The sequence below is a fragment of the Thermoanaerobacter kivui genome, assembly GCF_000763575.1.
Taxonomy (GTDB): Bacteria; Bacillota; Thermoanaerobacteria; order Thermoanaerobacterales; family Thermoanaerobacteraceae; genus Thermoanaerobacter; species Thermoanaerobacter kivui.
Genome location: NZ_CP009170.1, coordinates 840,027 through 866,171, shown reverse-complemented (window position 1 = coordinate 866,171; position 26,145 = coordinate 840,027). Strand labels below are relative to the sequence as shown.

The following is a 26,145-nucleotide window of genomic DNA, read 5'->3' as shown; positions in this document are numbered from 1 at the left end:
AAGGCTCCCCTATTTGTTATATTTTGCATTTTTATATCTTTGTTGTGAATCCAAAATCTTTTTTCGTATTCTAATGCTTTGAGGAGTAACTTCCACTAATTCATCATTATCTATAAACTCTAATGCTTCTTCTAAGGACATCTTTTTTACAGGAGATAGCCTCAAAGCCTCATCCGCCGTTGCAGACCTTAAATTTGTCACATGTTTTTTCTTACATACATTGACCTCAATATCTCCACTTCTTGAATTAACTCCCACAACCATCCCTTCATACACTTTTGTACCTGGCTCTATAAAAAGTGTCCCTCTCTCTTGAGCATTGTAAAGGCCATAAGTTGTCGCAACCCCCGTCTCAAAAGCTACAAGAGCGCCTCTCGTACGAGAAGGAATGTCTCCTTTGTAAGGTTCATAATCATAAAAGACAGAGGTCATTATGCCATTTCCTTTTGTATCTGTTAAAAATTCAGACCGATACCCTATTAAGCCTCGTGTAGGTATTTTAAACTTAAGCCTTATAGTTCCTGGCTTTAATGTGTGCATATCCATCAATTCAGCTTTTCTCGGTCCTAATTTTTCCATTACAACTCCCATATATTCTTCAGGAATATCTATTGTCAAAAGTTCAATAGGTTCCATTTTTACTCCATTTACTTCTTTAAAAATCACTGTAGGCTTAGAAACCTGTAATTCATACCCTTCCCGTCTCATAGTCTCAATTAAAATAGAAAGATGCAGCTCTCCTCTTCCAGACACCTTAAAAGAATCAGTAGAATCTGTTTCTTCAACTCGCAATGCTACGTTTGTCTCTAGCTCTTTAAAAAGCCTTTCTCTTAAATGTCTTGAAGTAACGTATTTACCTTCAGTTCCAGCAAAAGGACTGGTATTTACACTAAAAGTCATAGAAACTGTAGGCTCTTCTATTCGAACAAAGTCTACCGCTTCAGGATTATCCCTATCTGCAATGGTCTCTCCAATCTCAATATCGCTTATGCCTGAAACTGCCACAATATCTCCTAAACTTGCTTCTTCTACTTGCACTCTTTTTAGTCCTTCAAACTGATATAGATTATTTATGTGAACTTTTTGTATTGACCCATCTCTTTTACATATGGCCGCTTCTTCCCCTGAAATTATTTTTCCTCTAACTACTTTTCCAATGGCAATTCTCCCAATGTAATCATCATAATCTAAAGTAGTCACTATAAGTTGTAATGGTGCTTCAACATCTCCTATTGGTGCAGGAATATAGTCTAAAATCGTATCAAAAAGAGGTCTCAAGTCATGAGACTCTTCTTCTAAACTTAATTTTGCTATACCTTCTTTTGCAGAGGTGTAGACAACAGGGAAATCAATTTGGTCATCATTTGCTCCTAATTCAATAAATAGATCTAAAACTTCGTCAATAACCTCCTGAGGCCTTGCATCAGGCCTATCAATTTTATTTATGACAACTATAGGTTTTAGATCCAGTTCCAATGCTTTACTTAATACAAAACGGGTCTGTGGCATAGGTCCTTCAAAAGAATCCACCAACAAAAGTACCCCATCTACCATTTTTAATACTCGCTCTACTTCACCGCTAAAATCCGCATGTCCTGGGGTATCCACTATATTTATTTTCACATCTTTATATCGTATAGCGGTATTTTTTGCAAGAATCGTTATTCCTCTTTCTCTTTCTAAATCGTTAAAATCCAAAATCCTTTCCTCAACTTTTTCATTTGACCTAAAAATACCGCTTTGTTTAAGCATAGCATCAACCAAAGTAGTTTTTCCATGATCAACATGAGCAATAATGGCTATATTTCTTACATCTTCTCTTACAAATTTCATAAGGTATCTCCTTCCATAAAATAGGCTATATCGCGTATACAGTATTATATAATATCTCAAGGAATAAAAATAGTCAATATAAAAAAAGAGCACTCTTTCGAGTACTCTTTTTATCATAGGTCATTTTATAATCCTTCTTGCTGTAACATAGTGCTCTTTATAGTACCCTTCATCTAAAGGACTTATTATGACCTTCCCTCTGCCAGAAGAACTGTTTATAAACTCTCCATTGCCTATATATATTCCCACATGATTTATGACACTACTCCCCAACGTCGTAAAAAACACCAAATCTCCCCGCACAAGACTGTCATAACTCACTTTCTCTCCCACAGTAGCCTGTTCATTTGCCGTCCTTGGCAAATCAAAGCCATAATTTTTAAAAACGTATTGAACAAAGCCAGAACAATCAAATCCTTTGGGAGTTGCACCTCCGTATACATAGGGAGTCCCCACAAAAGACTTAGCAAAATCTATCAATTTATCTACAAGACTTCTATCTACTTCGCCCCTTGAGGTATTTGAAGAACTTCTCACAGACAAATACTCGCCAAAAACCCATCCTTCTCTTCCATCAGAAAGCTTTATCTTGTACCATCCGTTTTGCTTATCCAACACGTTTACTGTAGTATTCTTGTTAAGCTGTGTTATGATACTCCCTGATAAACTTCCTTCACTTCGCACATTTACATAACTACCTGTCACTATACCAACACTTGCTGCTTTTTCCGAATCTCCTCTTGAGACATTAGAAGAATTTCTTACGGATAAATATTCACCAAAAACCCATCCTTCTCTTCCATCAGAAAGCTTTATCTTGTACCACCCGTTTTCCTTATCTAACACAGTCACTGTGTCATTCCAATTTAAGCGGGCAATGACACTTCCTGATAAGCTTCCTTGAGTCCGCACATTTACATAATTGCCTGTAATCTTTCCAACTCCCAATCCTTCCGCAAACGCTGGGTTCAAAAAAGAGCTACCAATCAGCGTCGCACCAAACACAGAAATTCCAAAAATCATCTTTCCTATTCGCTGATCCACTGCAAATCTCCTTCCTTTATTGCCTCCGGAGTTAGCTGTCGGGTGCGGGACAGAAGGTATCCCTACTGCAGCTTAAAGCTACAGATTAACCCCAAAAAGCGGTTCCTCCGTACCTTTCGGATTCGGCAAGATTGCATATTTTGTCCTTTTGTCTTATCTTATCATATCCTACAGTCAAAGTCAATGTTTACATTACATTTTCTTAAATTTTTTGATCTTTTTTTAATATATTTTATAAAAAATTAATAATTTGTGTGACAAAAAAATAAAAGGCTTAACGCCTCTTTTCTCTTTTATGGTGCGGAGGGTGGGACTTGAACCCACACGGGAAACCCCATACGCCCCTCAAACGTACGCGTCTGCCAGTTCCGCCACCACCGCACGCTTTTTTAATTTCGTCACACTATGAATTATATAATCTTTTTAAGTCAGTGTCAATAGCTATTTTTTTATGGATGGTGTCAAAATACTGTAGGATAATTTTCAGCGACAACCCTTGAAATATCTTCAATCAAAGTTTTTACGGTATGCTTGTTTTTCTTTAAATTCTACGATAATTTTACACTACTTTTTTATATACCATTTTTCTATATTATAAAAAACATCAAAACCAGTAGGGTCCACAACTTTTACATTGTCATATGCCATAACTGCTCCTTCAATATAGAAAAGGCCAATTATGGGTTGTTCCTCTAAAAAAACTTGTTCCAAAGCCTGATAATCTGTTTTTAAAGAATTCTCTTCTGAATCATAAAAAATTCTACTATATATTTCATCAACTTTAGAATTACTATAACCCATAAAATTGTCTTTGCCTTTTGTCATAAACAATGTAGACATATCTTGATTATAACTTAAATTCCACTCCATTAACACCAAATCAAATTTACCCGAATATACAGAACTTAGTAAATTGCCCCAATCTTTTGGTACAATGTTTATTTCAATTCCTACATCTTTTAAATTATTCTTTATAATTTGAGCAACTTTAATCAAATATGGATTATTTGCATTTACCAGCAAATCAAATTTGAGCTGATAAGTTCCATTGCTCCTTATCCCTTTAACTAAATTCCAACCACTTTCCTCTAATATTTTATTTGCCTCTTTTATATCGTAATTATGAGATACTATTTTATTGCTATAAAGCCATGAATCAGGACGAACCGGAATACATGACTTTAACCCATGACTAAAATATACTTCTTTCAAAATTTTGTCAACATCTATTCCATAACACATCGCTTTCCTGACATTTGAATCTTTCAAAGCTGGATTTTGATAATTAGGAGCCATAAATACATAATCTTGCATAATATATTTGTAAATATTTACATTTGAAAGTTCTTTATACTTATCCCAGTCTATGTCATTTAAAAAAGTAAAATCTGCTTCTTTGCTTTGAAAAGATGTTATCATAGCATTTTCATTAGGCACAATTTTAAATACTATACTATCTATATAAGGTTTGTCACCTCTATAATAAGGATTTCTTTCAAAAATAACTTCTCTGCCAACGCTGTAAGAAGATATCTTATAGGGTCCTGTACCAATAGGTACAATATCTTTATTTAAAATATCTTCCTTACCTTTATATTGGTGCTCAGCTAGAATAGGAAAAGTAAACAAAGCTATTGGATTTGCAACAGGTTTATTTAAAACAACTTCAAATTCATAATCACCATTTGTCTTATAAGAGGAGAGATAGTTAATGAGAATATCCCTATAAGGACTTTTTACATCCTTATTTTTAAAAGAATCAAAAGTAAATTTTACATCATTAGCTGTAAAACTTACTCCATCCTGCCATTTAACATTCTTTTTTAAATAAAATTTTATATTAAGTCCATTTATCTGCCAGTTTTCTGCTAATTGAGGAACAGGCTTTAAAGTTTTATCCAAGGTAACTAATCCTTCCAATGACAAATTCAACATTTGTCTTACTCGTTCATTGTCATTTAAAAAAGGATTTAATGCATCAAAAGAAGTGATATTTATTCTTAAAGTGCCACCCTCTACTGGCTTTTCTTCTTCAATCTTAGTTTTGTCCTCAGATGCTTGAGGTAAATTTACCATATTTTGCGGAGTAGTTTTGTATCCTGTAAAAATAAACATCAAAATGAAAGATAATATAATAAATTTTCTCATTAACTATCATCTCCGAAAACTATTTTATCTTTTTCAATTTTTTATTTTCGATAATTCCAGGAATTCTTCCTCGCTTAGCAATAGGTTTTCCTTCTACTTCTTTAATGTCCATTGTCATATCAATAGGTTGTGCATCAGATATGTAACTTCCAACACCAAAAGCATCTGCGCCACTTTCAGAAAGTTCTGCAACCCTTTCAGGTGTCAGACCACCCGAAACTATAATTTTTACATTTGTAAATCCCTTCTGATTAAGCCTTTGTCTTAGTTCATAAACCAAACTGGGAGTAACTCCTCCTCTTTCTGAAGGAGTATCAAGTCTTACTCCATATAACCTATCACCCAAAAATTCAGCCACTCTTAAAGCTTCTTCCACTTCGTCTTTAAAAGTATCAACTAAAATAGTTATTTTTTCATCCTGAGCCGTTATATCTCTGTAAGCCCTTGCCACCTCTAAAGTATCTCCTGCAATTAGAAATGCGGCATGAGGGACTGTCCCTTTAGGGTCTTTTCTCATAAGCTTTGCGCCAAGGATGCAGCTGGCATCATCTGCCCCACCCACCAAAGCTGCTCTTTCCATGACAGGAGCTACCGCTGGATGCACATGCCTTGCTCCAAAGCACAAAACCGGCTTATCCTTCGCCACCTCTTTAAGTTCCCTGGCAGCAGTAGCCCAACCTGAGGAACTAGCAAGAATTCCTAATATAGCTGTCTCATAAACTCCAAATTCGCTGTAGGGACCTTTTATTCTCATTACAGTTTCTTTTACCTCAAAAGTGTCTCCTTCTTCTAAAGACCACACCTCCACTTTTTTATCTTTAAGCAAACTCATCACTTCGGGTAAACCCGCAAAAACTCCTTTTTCCCTTGCAAATATTTCTGCCGTCACCACTTTGTCCTGTATCCCAAGATGTGACAAAATATCTTGGGTGCGCAAAAAATACACATCAGTAGTCCAAGCATTTTTAATCTCTTCGTGAGTAGCAGAAAAGAACTCCCTATCCCTTTCAACTTTTACTTCTTTTAAGTCTTTTAAGTATTTTAACGGTTTCATCTGTGTCCTGGTTACCCAAATTGTGCAAAACTGTGCAGTTTGGGCAGCTGGGGTATTTGTAGTCCGCCCTTCAGGCTTTCCCAGCCCCAGCAGGCGGTATTTGGGAAAGCCATAGCCCCTGCCCCAAGAAGCAGGGACTCACGCCTTTATGGGTCTCCCCACTTGCCCTGAATTAACAGCTTTTTTAGGGCAGAGAAGTCTCTTGGCACCTTCTCAGGGGAGAGTGGAGTTACCACCGCTGCCTTGAGAACTTGCCAGAAATCATAGGTACTAAAACTTGTTCCATCCAGAGGTTTTAGCACCCTTCCTGGCTCACTCTCAAGGCTTTGTAAAATTTCTATTGCTTTATTTATCTCTTTTAAGTGTTTTTTCTTCAACTGCTTGTTCCTGACTGTTTTCTTTACATGCTTTTTTAATTCTTCTAATTCATCTATAGTTAGTGCGTTAAGAAACTTTATATAATTGTCTGGTATCTTTTCTTCTCTGCCTAATCCTCTTCTTGCTATTACGTAAGCTGCTGCTATGTCTTTTGTTATCATGTACTGCGGCGCATATTTTAACATGCCTATTATTGAGGTGTAAGAAGGATTGACTTCTATTACTTCTATCCCTTCCTTTTTTGCTAAAATTTTTATCTTTTTTAAAAGGGATTTGTAGCTAAAGTTATGTCTTATTCTCCTTGACTTTTTGCCTGAAAAGTCTCCTTTTTCTCCTTTGTTTTTTATGTCTAATTTTTCAATTACTATTGCTTTTCTTTTTTCTTTTGCTATCTTTACTATCTCATGAACATACTGCCATCTGAAATACTCTCTTTTATCTGAATTGCCGCTTGCAAGTTCCGGCATTGGTATACTGCCATAGCTTATTAGATTTCCTTTTTCATCTACTTCTGCCCATGATATGTTGTCCGGATATGCGTTCACATCTATTCCTATGATTCCTTTTTCTTTTGTTATTTTTATTTCTGGATATTGTTCTTCAATGGCAAAATAGGCGCATATGCTGCCATTTTTGAGTTTTAGTTCTACAGAGTATGGTATGTTTGATTGGGCAATTTCCTGCAGGAGTTCTTTTCTTTTTTTATTCTTTTTGTAGCCTGCTTCTATTTTGGCGTATACATATTTTCTTTCCCCTACATTTATCCTTAAGAAAGTGCCGTTTTTTCTTACTTCTATTCTTGTGTTGAGATTTCCTTTTTTGCTTTTATCCCCTCTTGAATAGAGATTTCCTTTTCTTTTCTCCTGCCACCTAATTTTTAATTTTTTATATGCTTTACCATTTAAATGATGTTTTTGAAGTTTTCTAAACAGTTTTTTCCCGCCAAAAATGACTTTTCTTGGACTTTTACCTAGTTCTTTCGCAGATTCCAGTGTACTCCTTGCTTTCATTATTGCATCATCTACATACCTTGAGTTTAAGTCAAATATTCCCTGAAGGTCTCTTTTTAATGTTTTTCTATCATAACCTTCTAGAAGCCTTTTGTATGCGTATCTTACGCAGGATGACCATCTTCTCATTAAGTCTAATACTATTTGTTTGGCTTGTTGATTTAGAAAAATAAGTTTAGCCTGTATCACTATCATGTTTTTTGCCCCTTTGCCCGTAAATTCTTGCTGCGAAAGATGTTACTATTGCTATTAAGTCTTCTGCTAGCTCTTTATTTCATTTACCCCACTTGCTATCTCATGTATGACTTCATACTGCCATCCTTTGGAATTAGCGTATTCTTCAAGCCTTCTAATTTGATTCTTAAGATATTCTTCCTGTTTCTTTGTGGACACTCTTGCATACAAAACTACTTTAGGTTTTGGTTTTTCTTCCAGCATGCCTAATAACTCCTCTATATCTTCTTTTTTATACCTTCTGATGCCTTTTGGAGTTCTCACAGGTGTTATTAATCCTTCCTTTTCCCAGTTTATAAGTGTTCTTCGACTAATTGAGTACATTTCCTTTACTTTTTGCATGCTTAGTAACATTTGTTATCACCCAATTAAAATTATACCACTTTGCATGACTATCTTCAACTGTTACCTACCTCCCTTTCTTTATTTTTCTATCCTAACGATACTATTATATCAGTTTTTTGCATATTTTTGTATTAGTTTAATCATTATGATTGTAAAGTATTTTATAAAGATTATAAACTCCCAATACCTTTTTGATGTACCTGTCCGTTTCAGGGAATGGAACATTGTGGAGTTTTTTGCCATCCTTTGAAAATCTTTTATCTTTAAGCCAATTGTCCACATTTCCACTTCCCCCATTGTAAGCCGCAACAGCTAATTGCACATTGCCATCAAAAGTTTTTAACAAATATGATAAATACCATGTTCCTATTTGAATATTATATTTAGGATCAAAGAGCAAGTCCTCCTTGTAATTCTTTATACCTATCTTTTTAGCAACCCAGCTTCCAGTCTCAGGCAGAATCTGCATGAGCCCTATGGCATTTTTGCTGGATACTGCATTGGGATTAAAATTGCTTTCAACTTTTATCACTGCAAAAACAAGATAAGGGTCTATGCCATATTCACTCGAATAGTAAACGACATACTCTTTATATTTAAGGGGATAAATTTTTTTTAAAAAATAATGGGTATTTAGCTCCTCGGTGAGTAAAAGGCTTATTACAACCAATGCTATTACTATTACTCTCTTCTTCAAAGTTATTCCTCCGATATCTTTATGTTGCAAACCTTCCCCAAAATAGAGTAACTTGCTTTTCCATAGCCTTAAAATCCTTACTATTGTTTATTATAAAATCTGCATACTTCATCTTTTCATCCAGAGGCATTTGACTTTTTATGCGGTTTATCGCATCTCTGTAAGAAAGTTTATCCCTTTCCATAACCCTCTTTATCTGCGTTTTAGAATCTACCACCACAAGCCACACTTCATCTACCATCTTATACAACTTCATTTCAATTAAAAGAGCTGCGTCCAGCACAATAGCTTTTTGTTGATTTTTTTGCCTTTCTTCTTCAATCTTTTCTTTTATCCTTTCTATTATTATAGGATGGGTAATCTCATTAAGTTTTTTGAGCTTTTTCTTATCGGCAAAAACAATGTTGCCCAGTTTCTTTCTGTCAATCTCCCCATCTTCTCTTAAAATCTCCTCACCAAAATATTCAACAATTTTATTATATGCCTCTGTTCCTTTAACCATTATCTCTCTTGAAACAAGATCTGCATCTATAACCACCGCCCCCAGCTTTTTTAAAAGCTTAGAAACCGTGCTTTTCCCTGATGCTATACCACCTGTTAGCCCAATTACTTCCATTTTTAACACCTCACTTGGCTAAAAACCAATTGGGTCCTACTCCGATTTCCACTACAAGAGGGACTTTTAATTGTACTACATTTTCCATATTATTTTTGAGTATCTTTTTTACGATTTCTACTTCATCTTTATAAGTATCCACTACAAGCTCGTCATGAACTTGTAATATAAGTTTAGACTTAAGTTTTAATTTTTTTAAATCGTTGTATACTTTAACCATTGCCATTTTTATTATATCAGCCGCACTTCCCTGTATTGGAGCATTCATTGCTAACCTTTCAGCCTGTGACCTTTGAGTAAAATTTCTGGAGTTTATCTCAGGAATATATCTTCTCCTGTTCATTATTGTAATCACATAGCCATTTTCTTTTGCAAATCGAACTATTTTTTCAATATATTCTTTTACTCCTTTGTATCTTTCAAAATAATTATTTATATACTCTTTTGCCTCTTTTCTTGATATTTTAAGGTCTCGAGAAAGCCCGTAATCGCTGATGCCATATATTATGCCAAAGTTTACGGCTTTTGCTGCTCTTCTCATCTCTGGTGTAACTTTCTCCATTGGGACTTTAAAAACTTCCGAAGCAGTCCTTAAATGTATATCTTCATTATTCATAAAAGACTCTATTAGCTTCTCATCCCCCGAAACATGTGCTAAAACCCTCAGTTCAATCTGAGAATAATCAGCTGAGACAATATACCCATCTTTAGTCCGCGGAATAAAAGCTCTTCTAATTTGTCTTCCAAACTCTTCTCTTATAGGTATATTTTGTAGATTTGGTTCGGTACTGCTTATTCTACCTGTAGCAGTAACCATTTGCTTAAAATTAGAATGTACTCTATTGTTTTCATCCATGAGAGGCAAAAATCCATCTATATAAGTAGATTTAAGTTTTGTAAGTTGCCTATACTCTATTATATCACTGACAACATCATTATAAGGAACTAATTGCTCTAAAACTTCAGAATCTGTAGAATACCCTGTTTTTGTTTTCTTTATTACTGGTAAATTTAATTTTTCAAACAAAAATTCACTCAATTGCTTAGGAGAATTTACATTAAATTGATATCCTGCTTCTTTATAAATTTTATCTAGTATTTCTGCTATTCTATCATCTATCTTTTGTGAAAGCTCTTTTAGAACTTCTTTATCCAATGTAAAACCACTTACTTCCATTGATTTTAAAACTTCTACAAGAGGCATTTCTATTTCCAATAAAAGTTTTTTCATATCCATTTCTTCAATAAAATTCATCAACTTTTTTCTTAAATCAAATAGATGTACACATCTACTGCAGATGTAATCAGCAAGTACATCTTCTCTTATTTCTTCAAGCTTCTTTTTATCCCTACCTTTGCCAAATACCTCTTCATAAGATGGAACATCTACTTTTAAATATTTTTTCAGCACGCGGTCCAAATCATAGTTAGACTCAGAAGGATTTAAAAGATAAGCCATTATAGCAGTATCTATGTAGTTGCTTTTACATTCTATTCCTTTATAAGAAAGCTTAACTAAAAAATCTTTTATTTCATGGGTTGTAAATTCAAATTTTTCTTTTTCAAAAATCTCTTTTAAATCTTTTATTTGAAAACCATCAATATAAACAGTATCGTTTCCAAAAGAAAAAGCTATTTTCTTTATTTCCCCTTCATAAATTAGTGGATAAAAAGCAATACTTTTGCTATCTTGCAATAAAGCTATTAATTTTTTTATATCTACTTTTGACCATTTTTGAACTTTATGATTATTTACAATCTCTACGTTATTTTTTTTCTTTATGCTATCAATCAAACTAAAGAATTCTAATTTATTAAAAAGCTCCAAAAGCTTCTCCTCATTAAAGTCTTTTACTCTATATTCCTCAAAATCTATCTCAATGGGAATGTCTCTTTTTATAGTAGCAAGTTTTTTACTCATTATAGCTAATTCTTTATTATTTTCTATATTTTCTTTTATCTTACCTTTGAGCTGAGAAAGATTTTGTAGTAAATTCTCAATTGTTCCAAAGTCTTTTAATAGTTTAATTGCTGTTTTTTCCCCTATATTAGGTATTCCAGGGATGTTGTCAGATTTATCCCCCATTAGTCCTTTTAAATCTATAAATTGGTGAGGAGTTATTTCATATCTTTCTAAAACAGCCTTTTCGTCAAACTCTTCCATCTGAGTTATACCCTTTTTAGAAATCTTCACTTTCACTTTATCCGAAACTAATTGAAGCGCGTCCCTATCTCCTGTAACTACAAGCACTTCCATTTCTTTTTCCTCTGCCAACTTTGAAATAGTACCTATGATGTCATCAGCTTCGTAACCTTCTAATTCTAAAATCTTTATATTAAAGCCCTCAATAATTTCTTTTAAAAGGTCTACCTGTTCAGCCAATTCTTCTGGCATTGCTTGTCTTGTAGCTTTGTAGTCTTGATACTCTTTGTGTCTAAAAGTAGGAGCTTTTTTGTCAAAAGCAATAGCTATGTAATCAGGTTTTTCCTCTTCAATAAGTTTTATAAGCATCATAGTAAAACCGTACAAAGCATTTGTATGTAATCCTTCACTTGTAGTAAGCATAGGCAAGGCATAATAGGCTCTGTACATGAGGCTACTCCCGTCAATTACTAAAAATTTAGACATTAAATCACTCCCATTTTTATTTCTTTGTATTTTAATATACCGCAAAAAAAAGAAGATGTAAATTGTCATCTTCTTTTTTTGAAATAGATATACACTTTATACCCAATAAAAGCCAGTGCACCATAAGGTAAAACTATTACAATATTATTATCAGCTTCTTTATAAAAAATATTAAAAAATTTACATTATTTATAAAAGCTTGTTTTATATCTCTACCGATTCCCTTAAAAGAAACTAGAGTCGTAGGTTTATCAACCTTGGAAACCTCTCTTATTGAAAGATTTATGGTTCCTAGCCTCGTAAGATTTTCCCATACTTTTAACTGTTCTTTCATTGATTCTATTTCGCTTCTTATCCTGTTTATTTCGGATTCTACTTCAAGCATTTCCTTGACTGTAGAAGCCTTATTCATAATGTCTTGAAGTTTTTGTTCCTCTATTTCTAAGTTTTTTAGCCTTGCTTTTAAATCATAATACTGCTCTGTAACGTCTTTACTATCTATTCTTAAAGCTGTTACTTTACCAAATTCTTTAATCTGAGAAATCACACTTTCAAATTTATCTTCCCGCACCTTCAAAACAAGATTTATTCTTTTGGTATTATCGGTAAATACTGTTTCATCAGAACTTTCAATAAAGCCTTCTGCTTCTTTTACCAATTTAAACACTTTATCATAACATACATTGACATCTTCTACTTCTAAGGAGACGGTTGCATTTTTTGTAATTTTCCTTGAAGTTCCTGCTGGCAATCCTCTTTGACCAGTGATTGAGAATATTTTAGCCTCATTATTAGCTCCTTCCTTCTTAGATAAGTCAGCACTTTGAGCTGTTTTAATATTATCTAAAGGAGCATTAGATTCAATTCGTAAGGATTTATTAGAAAATATATTTGCTATAAATACTGTCATAAGTATGAAAGAAGCTGCAATAACTGCTACTGTTAACGTCTTTTTTAGCCTTTCTTTTTTCTTCTCTAAAATATTTTTCTGGTAAACCAATTTTTCGTGTATTTTTTTATTGAAATCTTCAGGTAGTTCTAAAGGAGGCATATTTTTTAAACTTTCTATTATATTTTTCTCCAGTTGATATTCTTTTCTGCAACTTTCACAGCTTTCTATGTGTTTTTCTAATTCTTCCTTTTGTGCTACATCCAATTCACCATCTATATATCGGGGTATAAGTTGAAGTGCCTTTTTGCAATCCATCATACTTGCCTCCTTTCGTCTAATGATAAAAATTCTGGCAAAGACTTTATTCTCTCTTTAAGCAGATTCCTGGCTCGCCACAAGCGAGACTTTACAGTGCCTAAGTTCAAATTCATTATCTTGGATATTTCTTCATAGTTTAAACCTTCTATATCTCTTAAAATCAAAACCACTTTATAGTCTATAGGAAGTTTGTTTATTTCTTTCATTACAATTTCTGCAGTTAATTTTTTATCTACCACCTCTTCAGGAGTTTCAAAATCTTTTACTCCATTTTCAAATTCCACTATCTCTCTAAAATTATTTCTTTCCACATTTCTTTTTCTTAAATAATCCATAGCACTGTTTACAGCAATTCTATAAAGCCATGTTCTGAAACTACTATTCCCTTTAAATTTTTTTATATTTAAATACGCTTTAAGTAACGTCTCCTGAGTGAGGTCTAATGCTTCTTCTTTATCAAAAATAATTCTTAATATCACATTGTAGATGTATTTTTGATGCTCACTTGCGAGAATTTCAAAAGCCTCCACCTCTCCAGCTTTTGCCCTTTCCAACAACTCCTCCTGTCCCACTTTCTAACCTCCCTTTCATTCAATTTAGACGTAAAAAAAATAAAACTTGTTCCCAAATATTAAGATGCAATATATGGAAAATATGTGTTGCAGGAAAAAAGTTATTTCTGTAGAATAAATATAATTGAGATATATATTAATAATACGACATGCTGATTACTTTATCCTTCTAATTTAGAAAATTTTTGATAATGGAGTGAACAAATATGTATGAGCTTCTGATAATACTTGCAGAAAGGTTTAGTATAATAGCTCTTCTAGCTTTTGTGCTTTCTAAGGCAGAATTTTTCAAAAAAATAATCTATAACAGTCGCGTTACAAAAAAAGACCTTCTTTTGACCATGGTCATCTTTGGGGTAATAGGTATTGCAGGAACTTACGTCGGTGTACCTATAAAAGACGCTATTGCAAACTCAAGAGTGGTAGGTCCAATGGTAGCAGGCTTAATAGGAGGCCCTTTAGTAGGTTTAGGTGCAGGTTTAATAGCAGGAGTTCACAGATTTTTCTTAGGTGGTTTTACAGCAATGTCTTGTGGCGTATCTACTATTTTAGAAGGATTTTCTGGTGGACTTATAAGAAAATATTATAAAGGGGAACATGTCCCTTGGGAATTGGCATTTGTGGCAGGATTTATAGGTGAAGCTGTACAAATGTTAATCATTTTAACAACTGCCAAGCCTTTTTCCCAAGCTTTAGAATTGGTAGATATTATAGGATTACCTATGATGATAGTCAATGCAACAGGTATAGCTATATTTATGATAATAATTAAATCGGTCTTCGATGAAAAAGAACAAATCTCTGCCATGCAAGCAAAAATCGCCCTTGAAATTGCATCCAAAACTCTGCCATACTTAAGAAAAGGATTAAATGAAGAATCGGCACAAAAAACAGCAGAAATAATATATAATTCCACAAATGTATCGGCTGTTACATTAACCGACAAAAAGAAAATTTTAGCTCATGTCGGCATCGCTTCAGACCACCATAAACCTGGTACACCAGTACTCACAAAAGCGACAAAAGAAGTTTTAAAAACTAGAAAAATCCGCATAGCCAAATCAAAAGAAGAAATCGGATGTTCCCATCAGGATTGCCCTTTATCCTCTGCTGTAGTTGTACCTCTTTTTAAGTACGATAAATTGGTAGGAACATTAAAACTCTACAAAGGAGGAAGTAAATCGAGAAATGATGTCATCTCAAATACAGAAATTGAACTCGCTAAAGGATTAGGGCACTTAATATCTTATCAATTAGAAATTGCTGATGCAGAATATCAAAGAAAATTGGCCACTGAAGCAAAACTTAACGCTCTTCAATCCCAAATCAATCCTCATTTTTTGTTTAATGCTTTAAATACAGTCATATCCTTTATAAGAACAAAGCCTGATGAAGCAAGAGAACTTTTAATAAATTTAAGTGAATATTTTAGACACAATTTAAAAAATGTAGGAAAGTATGTCACTATTGAGCAAGAGTTAAATAATATCAATGCTTACTTATATATAGAAAAAGCTCGCTTTGGAGATAAACTAAACATAGAACAAGACATTGATGAAAGTGTAATGTCCTATTACATGCCTTCTTTTACCCTTCAGCCAATAGTTGAAAATGCCGTAAAACACGGTATCCTCCCGAAAGGTGATGGTGGAACTATCAAAATAAAAATAAAAGACAAAGTAGACTACATTAGCTTTTGTGTAGAAGACGATGGAATAGGAATAAAACAAGAAGACCAACAAAATCTTTTGAGAAAAGGTTTTGGCAATGGAGCAGGAATTGGTCTTTATAATGTAAATGAAAGGCTTACTACTATATTTTGTAAAGAATGTTCTCTAGTAGTTAAAAGCGAAGAAAAGATTGGTACAAAAGTTTCTTTTAAAATACCCAAAGCTTACTTAAAAAGGGATGATGTATATGAAGAAATTGAAAGCGTTAATTATTGACGACGAACCACCTGCAAGAGATGAACTCAAATATCTTCTTAGTGAGTATGAAGACATAGAAATTGTAGGAGAGGCTGACAACGGTCTTTCAGCGCTAAAATTGATAGAAGAGTTAAAGCCTGAAGTAGTATTTCTCGACATAAACATTCCAAAAATAAACGGTTCCGATGTAGCAAAACATATATCTTCTGTCGGGAAACTGCCTTATGTGGTTTTTGTAACCGCTTATGATATGCACGCAATAGAAGCTTTTGAAATAGGAGCCCTTGATTATCTTTTAAAACCAATAAGTCAGCATAGGCTATATAAGACATTAGAAAAAATAAGAACCTTTTATAAAGATATGGAATGGAAACGACAATATAATCCCTCCTTAGAATTCGAAAACAAAAAAATAGAAAAATTAGCTGTTGAAAAAAATGGAAGAATAAAACTTATCGATTTAGATGAAATAATTTTTGCAGAAGCCTATGAAGGAGACGTTATGGTAAAAACTAAAAGTGACAATTTTATATACAAAGGAACGATAAAAAGCCTTGAAGAAAAGCTTAAAGAAAATGCCTTTTTTAGGGTTCAAAAAAGTTACATTGTTAACTTAAATAAAATAATAGAAATATTGCCTTGGTTCAAAGGCACTTACTGGGTGGTAATGGATGACAACAAAAAAACCCAAATACCTGTAGGCAAATCTCAAATAAAAGAACTAAAACTTTTGCTGGGTCTTGACAGGGATGTATAACCCTGTCTTTTCTTTTTATCACTATATATTTCTTTTCATAGTTTAATTTCTTCTTTTCATCTCAAATTGACTGAAATCGTTTAAAATATATGTTAAATTTATGCTGAAATCTATTAACATGGGAGGTTTTTATATGAGTGCAATGGTATTAGTCATCATAGCAGCAAGCGTATACGCTCTGGCATACCGCTTTTACGGCGCCTTCATTGCTGCCAAAGTTCTTGCATTTGATGAAAACAGAACAACACCTGCCTATAAGTTTGAAAATGGCTATGACTACGTTCCAACTAACAAATGGGTCCTTTTTGGTCACCATTTTGCCGCAATAGCCGGCGCAGGACCTCTTGTAGGACCAGTGCTCGCTGCACAATTTGGCTGGCTACCAGGAGCTTTATGGATTTTAATTGGGGCAGTACTGGCAGGAGCAGTTCACGACATGGTAATACTTTTCGCATCCGTAAGGCACGATGGGTCTTCAATAATAGACATTACCCGAAAAGAAGTAGGTAAAGTATCAGGAGTAGCAACTGCAATAGCTGTTATTTTCATACTTGTAATAGCAATGGCAGGTCTTGCACTTGTTGTAGTAAATGCCTTATACAACAGCCCATGGGGAACATTCACAGTTGCTGCCACTATTCCTATAGCAATCTTTATGGGAATATACATGAAATGGATTAGACCTGACGATGTAAAAGGAGCAACAATAATAGGTGTAACCCTTTTGATATTGTCCGTTGTTGCAGGTCCTTACATTGAACACACCGCTTTAGCTCATTATTTAACATTTAACCAAAAAGAAATGACGATAATATTGGCTACCTATGGCTTTTTCGCAGCAGTTTTACCTGTATGGCTTTTGTTAGTGCCCAGAGATTATTTAAGCACTTATATGAAATTGGGAGTAATGCTTCTTCTCGCAATAGGCGTTATAATCGTAAATCCTACGATAAGAATGCCTGCTATAACAGAATTTGTCGCAGGCGGCGGTCCTATAATCTCTGGAAAAGTATGGCCCTATGTGTTTATCACAATTGCCTGCGGTGCTTTATCCGGTTTCCACTCACTTGTGTCCTCAGGGACAACTCCTAAAATGATTAAAAATGAAAAAGACATACTGCCTATAGCTTATGGAGCAATGCTGGCAGAAGGTTTTGTCGCAATGATGGCTTTAATCGCTGCGACAAGCTTAATTCCTGCTGACTACTTTGCCATAAACGTAACTCCTGAAGTCTTCCAAAAGTTGGGCATGAAAGTTGTAGATCTTCCAGTTTTATCGCAGTTAGTCGGAGAAAATGTAGCGGGAAGGCCAGGAGGTGCAGTGACACTTGGTGTAGGGATGACATTTATCTTCTCTAAAATTCCTTTTTTAGAGAATCTGGGTGCATATCTCTATCATTTTGTAATACTATTTGAAGCATTATTCATCTTAACTACAATAGACGCAGGCACTCGTATTGGAAGATATTTGTTACAAGAAGCAGGTGGAGCAATATACAAACCTTTAAGAGATAGGAATTGGTGGCCAGGGATAATTTTGACAAGTTTCTTGATGTCTTTCGCATGGGGTTACTTAGTATATGGTGGAAACATTTCAACAATATGGCCTTTGTTTGGAACTTCCAACCAGCTACTTGGAGCAATAGCTTTAGCTTTAGGAACTACTGTCATCATTAAAAAAGGAAAGCCACAATATATGTGGATAACATTAATTCCTTTCATATTTGTGGCTGCAACTACATTGTACGCTGCATACTTAAATATAGTTACCAACTATCTTCCAAAGGGTAACACATTACTTGTCGTACTTTCAATTGCAATAATATTACTTACCATAATTATTATAATAGATTCAGCTATAAAATGGTATAGATGGCTTAAAAAAGGAGAACTTCCTAAACAAGCAAGTGTATTTAATTAAAATTAATTTTGAAACGGGGTGTTTTATTTGAAAATCACTAAAGCCGCAAAAGAATATATACTAAAAAAAGGCGGCAATGTATACATTAAATATCATGATATCCAAAATTGCTGTATAGAACCTAATCTCACCCCAGAAGTGTTTATTGGTATTCCAAGAAATAAAGAAAAATATTATATACTAAGCGTTGACTCCATAAACATTTATGTAGATAGAATAATATACGAGAGAGAAATTGAAGAGGTCATAATTGACCTGAAAAATATTTTTGGAATAAAATATCTTGTAATTGATGGATGGAAAGTAATTTAAAGTAAAAAGATCTGTTCTAGCCGGGCAGATCTTTTTATATTCTGCTTTTTAACTCCTCTATAAATTCTTCTCTTTTTTCAGCAGAAAAAACAATTGTATCAATATATCGCTTTAAAAAAAGCAAATAATATACTCTAACTTTTCCCTTTAATTGTATCTTAACAAGATTATCCTTTTCAAAAAACATATAGCAAGTATTCCCTAAAATACGCATCCCTCTTGGAGGAAGTTTTTTCTCTTCGAATTTTGAAACTACTTTAATATCATTATACTTTAAACGTACAAAACCCATAAGTCCCAATCTCAATATTAATTGATTTTCTGTCAATTCATGAGATGAATTAACCAACGACAATAAAAATCCTGAAACTATCGTCACCAAAACAACATATATAAACCATTCAAATACAGTATCAAATACACTAATTCCCTTTTTATTCACATCAATAAAAATATTGAAAAAACTTATTAAAAACAATGCACAAATTGATAATACAATAAAGCATAAAAATACTTTTGCTTTTATCCCCAAAGCCCTATATCTCATTTTCCACCTCCTCCAATTTATAATATTACATTTTACTATATAAACTTTAGATTTGCAATATAATAAAGCAACTCAAATATGCCAATAATAATATCGACAATTTATGGAGGTGTATTTATGGAAAAAGGTGAACTATCCGTCAATGAACTGGTACTTATTGGAGTTGGTGGAATTTTGGGAGCAGGATTTTTTTTAGCCAGTGGAATTGCAATACGTACAGCAGGACCCATTGTCATACTCAATTACGCTGTGTCAGCTTTTATCATGTCGCAAGTTTTTTACGCCCTTTCACAAATGATTGTTTATAAACCTGTTGAAGGGTCTTTTAGAGTTTATGCAGAAGAAGCATTGGGAGATATTGGAGGATTTTTTAGTGGATGGCTATACTGGACAGCAGGAGTGTTTATCATGTCCAGTGAAGTCACTGCTTCGGCTATATTTACTAAATATTGGTTTCCAAAAACACCCCTTTGGATTTTTGTACTTCTTTATTCTATACTGGTCATAGGTATCAATTTGATGGGAACAAAAAATTTTGGGCAAATTGAATCTTGGTTTTCTACTATTAAAATAGTAGCTTTATTCATCATAGTGTTAGTAGGTTTATTAACATTAACGGGCTTTTTTGTAAAAAGCTCAGCTATAGGAATTAAAAATCTCTATGCCCACGGCGGATTTGCTCCTCATGGCGTAAAAGGATTTTTAGGGGCAATGCTCATGTCCTTAATCCCTTTTGGGGGTGTAGAAGTTGTAGCAATGTCGTCTGTAAAAACGAAAAATCCTCAAAAATATACTCCAATAGCTCGTAAATATATAGTTTTATTTCTCACAACCTTATATATTTTATCGATAACATTATTATTACTGATAATTCCATGGAATCATATTTCTATCAAAGAAAGCCCTTTTATAAAACTTTTGTATTTCACTAAAATTCCTTTTATAGATTCAATAATGAACTTTGTAATACTGACGGCAGCTTTAACTACAATGAACGGAGCAATGTACGCCGTAACACAAGTTCTCTATTCTTTGGGGCAAGGAAGGTTTGCTCCTACTTTTTTGACAAAAAAGACAAAAAGAGATGTCCCAATATATGCTCTTCTCTTAAGCAGCCTTGGACTTTTTATAGCAGTTATTCTTTCCTATGTCTTACCAAAAGACGTATACGAATACATAACAAGCGCTACAGGGTTTGTACAATTTTTTAACTGGATAATCATATTATACACATTTATAAAATACAAGCCGATAATGGAGGAAAAGTCACCTAATTCTGATAACAGAAGCCAATATTTTGTCAACCCCTGGATTACAATAGCCTTAATAGCGATAACATTACTATCCACATTATTTGTTCCAAAACAAAGAATAGGCTTTATAGGAGGTATCGCATTACTTTTGATAATCTTAACACTTTATATTGCAGCAAAAAAACTTGAACTTTTCGATAAATGGTAAAAAAAAACGACAAAGGGATAAAAATAATTACACTTAGATACGTGAGCCTGCACTTTAATATAAAGCAAGAGACTTTAAATTACTTTCAAAAGTTTTATCAACAAACCGAATAATTCAAAATTTTTTGCAACTTTGTCGATTTTTTTCGCGTCTATATACATGAAAAAATAATTTTTGACACACAAATGTTACAAAACTGTAACACAAAATTAATAATTATTAATAATTTAAGTGGTATAATTAAAGCAACAAGGGGATGATTGTGTGATACTAAGAAGACGTCGTAAAAAAAACAGAAGTATAATCTACACCATTGCAACAATTTTTTTATTGTCTGTACTCATAGGCTCAGGAGCTTTTGCCTATAAATACGTTTTTGAGAATAAGTATGTCCACGCGAATTCTGCACCAAAAATTATGGACATACCCTCTGATAACGGAAAAAGTTCAACTTTACAGCAAGAGGAATCTAATACCACAAAAAATCAGAATAGCAGTAATTCTGAGCCAGCTCCCTCAAACGAAAATCCTACAAGCGTTAGTACGCCAAAAGACACTCAAACAAGCGATGCCATAAATGTGTCAACTGATGAAAATACTTCTCCTCAGCTTGATAACTTAGATAAAAATTATGGCATAAGTAATTTCGTCCTCAAACTCGTTGATAGACCCGATAGAGATAAACTCTTTGGACCTCCTATCCCTTTTAATAAAAGGGTTTTTGGTTACAACAAAAGTGCAGTTAAAGTAGTCGCTCTTACCTTTGATGACGGACCGATACCAGAATATACAGAGAAACATGTTGATATATTAAAAAGTATGGGGGTAAAAGCTACATTTTTTGTCATTGGTAAAAATGCTCAAAAACATCCTGAACTTCTAAAATATATTTATGAAAATGGCAATGAAATTGGACTACATTCCTACAGCCACTTTAATATGTCGAAAATGAAACCAGAACAAATGGTAGATGAACTTTACAAAACACAAAAAATCGTCGTCGAAGCTACAGGAATAAAGCCTACGCTTTTTAGGCCTCCATACGGCGCCTTTAACAAAGCCCTTTTAGAAATATCAGATGCGTTAGGGCTTCACGTCGTTTTATGGAATGTAGACCCAGACGACTGGCGAAATCCTGGAATGCAAAACTTGGTAGAGAGAGTTGTCTCCCATGCAAAAAATGGTTCAGTCATATTGATGCATGAAGGAAAACCCCATACATTGGCTGCACTTCCGCAAATAATCGAAAAACTCAAATCCGAAGGCTACAACTTTGTGACAATATCAGAACTTTTAAACTATGACAAAAATAATGTGACAAATAGCAGCGAAAGCCAGCAAAATCAACAACAAAATGATACCTCTAAGACAAATTAAGGAGCTTACGCTCCTTATGTTTTTTTAAATAAAATTGCAATGCCAATTGCAATTAACAATATAGACCATATTATTTTAAAATCAAACCAGGACAATAATTTGTCTAATAAAAGCACTACTCCTAAAATCACCAAAAACCAACCAAAAAATTCATTTGCTCTGTTGGGCTTATTTTCAGTTTCTCCTTCCCCATTGTCGCTTTGAAATTCCTCGCTTTCCCCTTTTTCGTAAATGACTTTACCTTTTAACTGGTAAGGGTTTTCTGGTATTACTATCCATGCAACGAGGTATGGAAGTATGCCAATACCACTAAATATCGTTAAAAGGCAAATAAGCCTTACTAATGTCACGTCAATGTCAAAATACTCTGCTATGCCTCCGCAGACTCCTCCTAACATCTTTTGCTCTCTAGACCTGTACAATCTTTTACTCATATTTCAACCTCCAATCTGATTTATAAAAGGTTCCCATGTACATGTAAGATTTTGGCAACATATTTGTCGCAGCCTTGATACATTTTACCTTTCTATTCTCATATCCCATTGCCAATAAAATTTCCTTTAATAATTTTCAAGCTTAAAGGAGATAAATAAAAAAATTCACTAGTAAAAATTAAAATCAGAATGGCCAATAGTATGACTCCTACATTGATATCACTGTTTTCCTCCCCATATAATTTCTTGCTAAATATCAGCTCTAAACCCAGCAAAATAAAAAACACAGGCCATACAGCTTTGTAAACAAATGAAGGTACATATACGTCAAAACTCGGTAAAAGCAACACAATTCCCACAAATATGAGAGAAAGTGCACTGGCTAAGATGCCCGTCCTTCTTTTCATTTTTACCGTCGCCTCCTTTACTTCACTCTATAAAACATTATACATATTATTAAAGTATAAAGTCAAAATAAAAAAACTTTCATAAAAATAAAATTGGAGGTGTAATAATGGACAACAAATGGTATTTTGATATAGCTCCCGGCGCTGTCGACGATTTAAAAGCCCATGCGAAAGATATAACAACCCTTATCCCTTTTTGGTATGGAGTAAAAGAAGATGGAACTCTCGCTGACATGTCTTCTACTGACGTCAAAAAAATTGCCTCCGACAACAATTTACCTATTTATGCCATAATCCACAACTATTCAGACCCTAAAAAGTCACAACTAATACACGATTTATTGTCGACTTCCTCTTTAAGAAACACTCTTATTGCAAGTATCAGAGATGTTGCAGTAATTAACAATTACCCCGGTATCAATATAGACTTTGAATTTGTACCGCCCGAAGACAGATCAAATTTAAACACTTTTTTAAAAGACCTTTATATTTCACTAAAAGCGGTAGGAAAAGTTGTCACAATATCAGTACCAGCAGAATTAAGTGACAACCCCCTTCACCCTTTTTCAGGCGCTTTTCAATATTCCTTTATCGCCCAAAATGCAGACCAGATATACATTCTCGCATACGACGAACACTTCTCACAGCCAGGGCCCATCGCCTCTATAGGTTTTGTAACAAATGTTTTAAATTACGCTACAACAGTTATACCACCTCAAAAGATATGGCTTGGAATGGCAGTCTATGGATATGACTGGACGGAAGGAGTAAATTACCCAAGAACTCTCACCTACCAGCAGGCAATTTAACTGGCAAAAAATTTAGGAGTAACTATAATGTACGACCAAACTGCCCAGGAATCTACTTATACCTATGTATTGGATGGCAAAGTTCATACAGTGTGGTTTGAAGATTCAAAAAGTTTTTCTGCAAAATTATCTTTAGTGGACAGCTACAAACTATCCGGTATAGCCGTGTGGAGATTAGGTCAAGAAGACCCTAATATATGGAATATTTTAAGAGGAAGATGATTTTTCTATTTTTCTAGGAACTTTTTTATCTTTTTTACGTCTAATAAAATGAAAAAACTAAAGGAGGAGGTTTCTTTTATGAAAAAATTTATTTCCATCGCAATTGCCCTTGCCTTCCTGTTTACACTTATGATACCATCAAACATGGCACAGGCACAAGCTGATACAAAGATAAGTTTAAAGCAGGCAATTGAGATAGCAAAAGAAAAGCTCGGCATAGGTGAAAGCGGCTATGAGTTTAATTCCAGCTACAATGAATATGCCAATAAAAAATATTGGAACCTGAATTGGAACTCTACATCTAAAGGCAGTATCAGTGTAACAGTCGATGCTGACACAGGGAGAATTACAAACTTCTATAGTTGGACTCCAGCGCAGCAGTCAGAACTGAGAATACCTAAATATACACAGGAGGAAGCAAAAAAAGTTGCAGTAGAATTTATACAAAAACTGGTACCCGACTTATTTAAACAGACAAAAGAAAATACTTCTGTTAATAATTACAGCAGTTATTATTCACCAGACTATTCCTTTACATTTGAAAGGATAGTAAATGGTATACCCTTCCCCTCCGACAGCATATATGTATCAGTTAACAAAAGCACGCTGAAGGTTACTTCTTACTATTTAAATTGGAATGACTACTCCTTTCCTGAACCAAAGGACATAATTTCTAAAGAAAAGGCCATAGAAATTTTTAAAGAAAAATTAGGTATAGAACTTATGTACAATTTAGTATATGACCAAGTTTATGGAAGTGAGCCTAAAGCAGTACTTGTTTACGGCATATTCCAAAACGCCCCCATTGATGCAAAGACAGGAAAAATAATAAGAAACGACTACTACTATGAACCAATGTATGGAGGAGGCGGCGGTGAAGGGATGTCTTCACAAAAACTATCTCCAGAAGAACAAAAGGCAGTTGACAATGCAGAAAAATACATATCAAAAGATAAAGCTATAGAAATAGTTAAAAACAGCCTCCCTTTCCCTCTTGGAAGTGAGTATAAATTAACCAATGTTAATTTATATACAGGATATGATTATCCTCCTGCAAAGTCTAACCCTATGTGGTCCCTTTACTGGAGCTACAATAAAGACAACAAATACTATTATGTAAGTGCTACTGTAGATGCTGCAACAGGGGAGTTTAAATCCTTTTTCAAGGGCGGACCCGATGATAATATGCAGGATAAAAAACCCGCATATACAGAAGAAGAAATGAAAAAGACCGCTGAAGACTATCTTAAAAAGATTGTACCAGATAAATTCAGTAAAACAGAATATCAAAATATCAATCCTGAAAACAATAAAATGATTGAAATGCCAACATATTCTTTCCGCTTTGTTGAAAAAGCAAATGGCATACTGTGCCCCTTCAATAATATAAGTGTAACTGTAAGTCCTTACACAGGTGAAATAGTGGGGTATGCGTTATCTTGGACTGATGTAAAACTGCCTTCTTCCGAAAACATAATAAGCCTTGATGAAGCTTATAAAATACTCTTTGAAAATGCAGAATTTAGTTTAATGTATGCGCCAAATTATGATTATAAATCACCAGATAAGCCCCCTACAATAAACCTTGTCTATCAGTTAAACTTTTATAACTATATAGATGCAAAAACGGGTCAAATTATAGACTACTCTGGAAAACCTGTTGTAAAAAAGTCAGAAACTACTTTTAAGGACATAGACGGAAATTGGGCAGAAAAGGACATAAAGCTTCTTGTTCAAATAGGCATTATTGACACCAAAGATGACAAATTCTATCCCGAACACAATATCCTTCAAAAAGATTTTATAAAAATGCTAATAAAAGCAATCCAACCTCCCTATTATGATCCAATACCACCTAAGTCTTCTGATGAATACAGTTATTTCTACGATGTTGCAATACAGAAAAAAATTATAACAGAGAAAGAGAAAAAACCTGACACCCTCGTCACAAGAGAACAAGCAGCAAAATACCTTGTAAATGCTCTTGGAGCAGGTTACATCGCAGATCTAAATGATATTTTTGTCATAAACTTTAAAGATGCTGACAAAATCTCCTCCTCCTCAAAAGGCTATATAGCTATAGTATCAGGCCTTAAAATAATGAGAGGAAGCAACGGGTACTTCTATCCTGATTTGTATCTCACAAGAGCAGAAGCTGCAGCAGTGTTAGTAAGATACTTACAAATAAATAAAAATTAAG

Annotated in this window: 20 protein-coding genes, 1 tRNA gene, 2 pseudogenes and 1 riboswitch; of the genes and pseudogenes, 8 read left to right on the top strand and 15 right to left on the bottom strand. The window is 34.0% G+C overall.

The window, feature by feature from the left end; genetic code table 11:
• Window positions 1-9: 9 nt before the first annotated feature.
• The 12 genes and pseudogenes from typA to TKV_RS04290 all read right to left on the bottom strand — a co-directional run bounded on the left by typA (window position 10) and on the right by TKV_RS04290 (window position 13,770).
• Complete coding sequence (gene typA / locus TKV_RS04345; RefSeq protein ID WP_049684890.1) at window positions 10-1,833, bottom strand: translational GTPase TypA; 1,824 nt, start codon at window positions 1,831-1,833, stop codon at window positions 10-12.
• A gap of 120 nt (window positions 1,834-1,953) precedes the next feature.
• Entirely contained in the window at window positions 1,954-2,877 is a 924-nt protein-coding gene (locus tag TKV_RS04340) for a C40 family peptidase (protein WP_049684889.1), read from the bottom strand.
• Between the two features lie 5 nt (window positions 2,878-2,882).
• A riboswitch (cyclic di-AMP (ydaO/yuaA leader) is annotated at window positions 2,883-3,015 on the bottom strand.
• 158 nt (window positions 3,016-3,173) lie between these two features.
• Window positions 3,174-3,258 (bottom strand) — tRNA-Leu (locus tag TKV_RS04335).
• 183 nt (window positions 3,259-3,441) lie between these two features.
• Window positions 3,442-5,025 (bottom strand): ABC transporter substrate-binding protein, encoded by a 1,584-nt coding sequence (locus TKV_RS04330; protein WP_049684888.1) that lies wholly within the window; start codon window positions 5,023-5,025, stop codon window positions 3,442-3,444.
• 19 nt (window positions 5,026-5,044) lie between these two features.
• Entirely contained in the window at window positions 5,045-6,079 is a 1,035-nt protein-coding gene (locus TKV_RS04325) for a nicotinate phosphoribosyltransferase (RefSeq protein WP_049684887.1), read from the bottom strand.
• Window positions 6,080-6,225: 146 nt separating this feature from the next.
• A complete protein-coding gene (locus TKV_RS04320; protein ID WP_049684886.1) occupies window positions 6,226-7,662 on the bottom strand; it encodes an IS200/IS605 family accessory protein TnpB-related protein in 1,437 nt (478 codons plus the stop codon).
• A pseudogene (locus TKV_RS04315) lies at window positions 7,643-8,055 on the bottom strand (MerR family DNA-binding transcriptional regulator). The gene TKV_RS04320 and the pseudogene TKV_RS04315 overlap by 20 nt, the downstream one beginning before the upstream one ends.
• Before the next feature lie 127 nt (window positions 8,056-8,182).
• Window positions 8,183-8,743 (bottom strand): lytic transglycosylase domain-containing protein, encoded by a 561-nt coding sequence (locus TKV_RS04310; protein ID WP_049684885.1) that lies wholly within the window; start codon window positions 8,741-8,743, stop codon window positions 8,183-8,185.
• A 19-nt stretch (window positions 8,744-8,762) separates the two neighbouring features.
• On the bottom strand, window positions 8,763-9,359 hold the full coding sequence (gene coaE / locus TKV_RS04305; protein WP_049684884.1) for a dephospho-CoA kinase: 597 nt from the start codon (window positions 9,357-9,359) through the stop codon (window positions 8,763-8,765).
• A gap of 10 nt (window positions 9,360-9,369) precedes the next feature.
• Complete coding sequence (gene polA / locus TKV_RS04300) at window positions 9,370-11,988, bottom strand: DNA polymerase I (RefSeq protein WP_049684883.1); 2,619 nt, start codon at window positions 11,986-11,988, stop codon at window positions 9,370-9,372.
• A gap of 136 nt (window positions 11,989-12,124) precedes the next feature.
• A complete protein-coding gene (locus TKV_RS04295; protein WP_236617421.1) occupies window positions 12,125-13,198 on the bottom strand; it encodes a DUF4349 domain-containing protein in 1,074 nt (357 codons plus the stop codon).
• Window positions 13,195-13,770, bottom strand: a complete 576-nt coding sequence (locus tag TKV_RS04290; RefSeq protein ID WP_049684882.1) for an RNA polymerase sigma factor — start codon at window positions 13,768-13,770, stop codon at window positions 13,195-13,197. The genes TKV_RS04295 and TKV_RS04290 overlap by 4 nt, the downstream gene beginning before the upstream one ends.
• Before the next feature lie 206 nt (window positions 13,771-13,976).
• Between TKV_RS04290 and TKV_RS04285 the strand changes: the two genes are divergently transcribed.
• The 4 genes from TKV_RS04285 to TKV_RS04270 all read left to right on the top strand — a co-directional run bounded on the left by TKV_RS04285 (window position 13,977) and on the right by TKV_RS04270 (window position 18,688).
• Complete coding sequence (locus TKV_RS04285) at window positions 13,977-15,716, top strand: sensor histidine kinase (RefSeq protein ID WP_049684881.1); 1,740 nt, start codon at window positions 13,977-13,979, stop codon at window positions 15,714-15,716.
• Entirely contained in the window at window positions 15,688-16,455 is a 768-nt protein-coding gene (locus TKV_RS04280; RefSeq protein WP_049684880.1) for a LytR/AlgR family response regulator transcription factor, read from the top strand. Before TKV_RS04285 ends, TKV_RS04280 begins: the two co-directional genes overlap by 29 nt.
• 133 nt (window positions 16,456-16,588) lie before the next feature.
• Window positions 16,589-18,376, top strand: coding sequence for a carbon starvation CstA family protein (locus TKV_RS04275; protein ID WP_049684879.1), 1,788 nt, complete (start codon window positions 16,589-16,591; stop codon window positions 18,374-18,376).
• A gap of 18 nt (window positions 18,377-18,394) precedes the next feature.
• Complete coding sequence (locus tag TKV_RS04270; RefSeq protein ID WP_049684878.1) at window positions 18,395-18,688, top strand: CC/Se motif family (seleno)protein; 294 nt, start codon at window positions 18,395-18,397, stop codon at window positions 18,686-18,688.
• Window positions 18,689-18,722: 34 nt separating this feature from the next.
• Here TKV_RS04270 and TKV_RS04265 read toward each other — a convergent pair whose 3' ends face one another.
• Window positions 18,723-19,235 (bottom strand): hypothetical protein, encoded by a 513-nt coding sequence (locus TKV_RS04265; RefSeq protein WP_049684877.1) that lies wholly within the window; start codon window positions 19,233-19,235, stop codon window positions 18,723-18,725.
• Window positions 19,236-19,352: 117 nt separating this feature from the next.
• Here TKV_RS04265 and TKV_RS04260 point away from each other — a divergent pair, with 117 nt between their 5' ends.
• Window positions 19,353-20,696, top strand: coding sequence for an amino acid permease (locus TKV_RS04260; protein WP_049684876.1), 1,344 nt, complete (start codon window positions 19,353-19,355; stop codon window positions 20,694-20,696).
• 264 nt (window positions 20,697-20,960) lie between these two features.
• Complete coding sequence (locus tag TKV_RS04255) at window positions 20,961-22,073, top strand: polysaccharide deacetylase family protein (RefSeq protein ID WP_084574180.1); 1,113 nt, start codon at window positions 20,961-20,963, stop codon at window positions 22,071-22,073.
• Window positions 22,074-22,087: 14 nt separating this feature from the next.
• Here the strand turns inward: TKV_RS04255 and TKV_RS04250 are convergent, their stop codons facing one another.
• Window positions 22,088-22,507 (bottom strand): PspC domain-containing protein, encoded by a 420-nt coding sequence (locus tag TKV_RS04250; protein WP_049684875.1) that lies wholly within the window; start codon window positions 22,505-22,507, stop codon window positions 22,088-22,090.
• 98 nt (window positions 22,508-22,605) lie between these two features.
• Window positions 22,606-22,914: a LiaF transmembrane domain-containing protein gene (locus TKV_RS04245; protein ID WP_049684874.1), complete on the bottom strand. Its 309-nt coding sequence runs from the start codon at window positions 22,912-22,914 to the stop codon at window positions 22,606-22,608.
• Window positions 22,915-23,021: 107 nt separating this feature from the next.
• Here TKV_RS04245 and TKV_RS04240 point away from each other — a divergent pair.
• Both TKV_RS04240 and TKV_RS04235 read left to right on the top strand, forming a co-directional pair.
• Window positions 23,022-23,945 (top strand): annotated as a pseudogene (locus TKV_RS04240) (glycosyl hydrolase family 18 protein).
• Between the two features lie 78 nt (window positions 23,946-24,023).
• Window positions 24,024-26,144, top strand: coding sequence for a YcdB/YcdC domain-containing protein (locus TKV_RS04235; RefSeq protein WP_049684873.1), 2,121 nt, complete (start codon window positions 24,024-24,026; stop codon window positions 26,142-26,144).
• Window position 26,145 lies beyond the last annotated feature (1 nt).

Coding starts and splice junctions, on each gene's coding strand:
- typA (WP_049684890.1), bottom strand. CDS start 1,833: ATGAAATTTGTAAGAGAAGATGTAAGAAATATAGCCATTATTGCTCAT.
- TKV_RS04330 (WP_049684888.1), bottom strand. CDS start 5,025: ATGAGAAAATTTATTATATTATCTTTCATTTTGATGTTTATTTTTACA.
- TKV_RS04325 (WP_049684887.1), bottom strand. CDS start 6,079: ATGAAACCGTTAAAATACTTAAAAGACTTAAAAGAAGTAAAAGTTGAA.
- TKV_RS04320 (WP_049684886.1), bottom strand. CDS start 7,662: ATGATAGTGATACAGGCTAAACTTATTTTTCTAAATCAACAAGCCAAA.
- coaE (WP_049684884.1), bottom strand. CDS start 9,359: ATGGAAGTAATTGGGCTAACAGGTGGTATAGCATCAGGGAAAAGCACG.
- polA (WP_049684883.1), bottom strand. CDS start 11,988: ATGTCTAAATTTTTAGTAATTGACGGGAGTAGCCTCATGTACAGAGCC.
- TKV_RS04295 (WP_236617421.1), bottom strand. CDS start 13,198: ATGATGGATTGCAAAAAGGCACTTCAACTTATACCCCGATATATAGAT.
- TKV_RS04285 (WP_049684881.1), top strand. CDS start 13,977: ATGTATGAGCTTCTGATAATACTTGCAGAAAGGTTTAGTATAATAGCT.
- TKV_RS04280 (WP_049684880.1), top strand. CDS start 15,688: ATGAAGAAATTGAAAGCGTTAATTATTGACGACGAACCACCTGCAAGA.
- TKV_RS04275 (WP_049684879.1), top strand. CDS start 16,589: ATGAGTGCAATGGTATTAGTCATCATAGCAGCAAGCGTATACGCTCTG.
- TKV_RS04265 (WP_049684877.1), bottom strand. CDS start 19,235: ATGAGATATAGGGCTTTGGGGATAAAAGCAAAAGTATTTTTATGCTTT.
- TKV_RS04260 (WP_049684876.1), top strand. CDS start 19,353: ATGGAAAAAGGTGAACTATCCGTCAATGAACTGGTACTTATTGGAGTT.
- TKV_RS04250 (WP_049684875.1), bottom strand. CDS start 22,507: ATGAGTAAAAGATTGTACAGGTCTAGAGAGCAAAAGATGTTAGGAGGA.
- TKV_RS04245 (WP_049684874.1), bottom strand. CDS start 22,914: ATGAAAAGAAGGACGGGCATCTTAGCCAGTGCACTTTCTCTCATATTT.
- TKV_RS04235 (WP_049684873.1), top strand. CDS start 24,024: ATGAAAAAATTTATTTCCATCGCAATTGCCCTTGCCTTCCTGTTTACA.